Genomic DNA, 2,497 nt, shown 5'->3' with positions numbered 1-2,497 from the left:
GCCCGAAGCGCTGCGTCTGGCCACATTCGGCGACGACCGCCTGCTGGATTTCCTGCCGGTGACTGTCAATTCGCTGCCCCAGCATCATGACCGCATCGCCGAGCTGGCGCTGCACCGCGCCATGCAGGCGGCACGCGGCGACTACCGCCCGGGGGTGGATATCGTCGAGCGCGACCTCAAGCTGCGGCATGGCACGACAGCCTCAGCCGCCAGATGACGGCATGCCAACCGCCCGTTATGCTGGCATCCATGAAGCAATCTTCCGCCTCTTTACCTGACATCCTGGCCGGCCCGATCCTGCGCCGCGCATTACCCGACCGCCTGGTGATCTGGCTGGTCGGGTCGCGCCCGCTCGACCTGACATTAACCTTGCATGTCGACGCCGCCGAGTCGCCGAACCAGCGTTTCGCGCTGGATAGCTCGCTGTGCAGGCGCTTACCGGTGGGCGAACGCGCATGGCTGCATCTCATCGATGTGCCGCTTACCGCGCCACTGCCCTACGACCGGCCGATTGGTTACGATCTGCACGTCGCCGAGGAAACCGCCGATGCCACGCAAGGCATCGCCGATTATGCGCCTCATCTGCTGCATGACGATGCGGCCCGTCCGAGCTTCGTGTTGCGCTCGCGTTTCGATTCGCTGCTCCACGGCTCATGTCGCAAACCACATCACCCCGCCGGCGACGGCCTGGTACGTGCCGATGCGCATGTCGAGGCGTTGCGTGACACCCCTTCCCGCATGCCGGCGGCGCTGTTGATGACGGGCGATCAGATCTATGCCGATGATGTCGCTGGGCCGATGCTGGTCGCCATCCACGCGCTCATTCAGCGGCTGGGGCTATTCGGCGAATGTGTGCAAGGCGCCGTGGTCGAGGATGCGGACAGCCTCTACACGCATCCCGATACGTATTATCGCAGGGAGCAGTTGTTGCCCGCATTCGAGGCCAACGACAAGCTGCGGGAGCGCTTCTTCGGCGGTGTCCGCAAACCGGTTTTCACTACCAGCAGCGCGCACAATCACTTGATAACGCTGGCCGAGGTCATGGCCATGTACCTGCTGACGTGGTCACCAACGCCCTGGTCGCTTATCGAGATTACACGCCCCGCGCTCGACGACTCGCTGGCCGAGACCTTCGACGCCGAGGCCTCGATCATCGAGGCTTTTCGCGAAGGTCTGCCCCACGCCGCTCGCGTGATGGCACACCTACCCACACTGATGATCTTCGACGATCACGACATTACCGACGATTGGAACCTGTCTGCCGCCTGGGAAGAAACTGCCTACGGCCACCCGTTTTCACGACGCATCATCGGCAATGCCTTGCTGGGGTATCTGCTGTGCCAGGGGTGGGGCAACGACCCCGATGCCTTCCGTTCGTTATGGCCCAAGCTGGAAGCGCTATTCGAACACCGCGACGCCGAGGAGCGCCTCGATTGCGAAACCCAGGATGCTCTCATCGAGCGGCTCCATGATTTCGACCACTGGCATTATCAGCTGCCCTCTACGCCACACTTGGTGGTGCTCGATACCCGCACACAACGCTGGCGCAGTGAACGGCACCGCCACCATCCTTCGGGGTTAATGGACTGGGAAGCCTTGAGCGAACTCCAGCAGAGACTGCTCGGACAGCATTCGGTGATCGTCGTCTCGCCGGCACCAATGTTCGGGGTGAAGTTGATCGAAGGAATACAGCGTTTATTCACATTGGCGGGCAAACCGCTACTGGTGGATGCAGAAAACTGGATGGCCCATCGTGGCGCGGCCAGCGTCATGCTCAATATCTTTCGTCATACCCGCACTCCCGGCAATTACGTGATCCTCTCCGGCGACGTGCACTATTCCTTTGTCTACGATATCGAGATTCGCCACCGCCAGCACGGCCCAAGTCTCTGGCAGATCACCAGCAGCGGACTCAAGAACGAGTTTCCCACGCGTCTACTGGATGCATTCGACCGTCTCAACCGCTGGCTGTATGCGCCGGCGTCGCCACTCAACTGGTTCACCAAACGTCGTCCCATGCACATTCGCCCACGCTACCCGCAAGGGGCCAGCCACGGCGAGCGACTGTGGAATCAAGCCGGCATCGGTCTGGTCACCCTGGATGTACAGGGCCGCCCCGCCAGCATCGCTCAACTGGGCGCCGACGGCAGCACCACCTACTTCCTGCGGGACGATTGACCGTCCGAGGGCTGACGCCAGAGGGCATCAACCGGCTTACGACAAGGCGCGCGATGCGAAGGAGTCGCCGACGTCGGCAGACGGCGCATGCGCGGCATGCAAGCGTGCGATGAGTTGATCCTCGAGCGCGAAGCGCTCGGTAAGAGCCTTGCTCAAACGCTCGAGCCAGGCCGGCAGACGCGTCACGTAATGCTGACAACGAGTCGGTGTCGAGTAGTCATTGTCGAACTCCAGCACCAACTGCGTGGACATCTCAAGCCGTTCGAGCAGACGGTCGGCCAGAGCCAGGGCGTCTCGGTCGTCGAACGCCACCGCTTCG

2 protein-coding genes and 1 pseudogene are annotated in these 2,497 nt (G+C 62.3%); 2 read left to right on the top strand and 1 reads right to left on the bottom strand.

The features are described 5' to 3' along the window. A pseudogene (locus tag OP496_RS17150) lies at positions 1–217 on the top strand (catabolite repressor/activator); the annotation flags it as partial. A 32-nt stretch (positions 218–249) separates the two neighbouring features. Beyond that, positions 250–2,178, top strand: a complete 1,929-nt coding sequence (locus OP496_RS17145) for an alkaline phosphatase D family protein (protein ID WP_280565044.1) — start codon at positions 250–252, stop codon at positions 2,176–2,178. 36 nt (positions 2,179–2,214) lie between these two features. On the opposite strand, the gene OP496_RS17140 is transcribed toward OP496_RS17145, so the two are convergent. Further along, positions 2,215–2,497, bottom strand: a 283-nt coding sequence (locus OP496_RS17140; RefSeq protein WP_280565042.1) for an Rsd/AlgQ family anti-sigma factor, incomplete at its 5' end; no start/stop codon positions are given.

The sequence above is a fragment of the Chromohalobacter sp. 48-RD10 genome (assembly GCF_029889785.1).
GTDB lineage: Bacteria > Pseudomonadota > Gammaproteobacteria > Pseudomonadales > Halomonadaceae > Chromohalobacter.
Note: the sequence above shows the minus strand (reverse complement) of the source record. Positions and strands in the feature narration are given on the sequence as shown.

What these genes read in the sequence shown, in the direction of transcription:
- OP496_RS17145 (WP_280565044.1), top strand. Translation starts at nt 250, where the DNA reads ATGAAGCAATCTTCCGCCTCTTTACCTGACATCCTGGCCGGCCCGATC.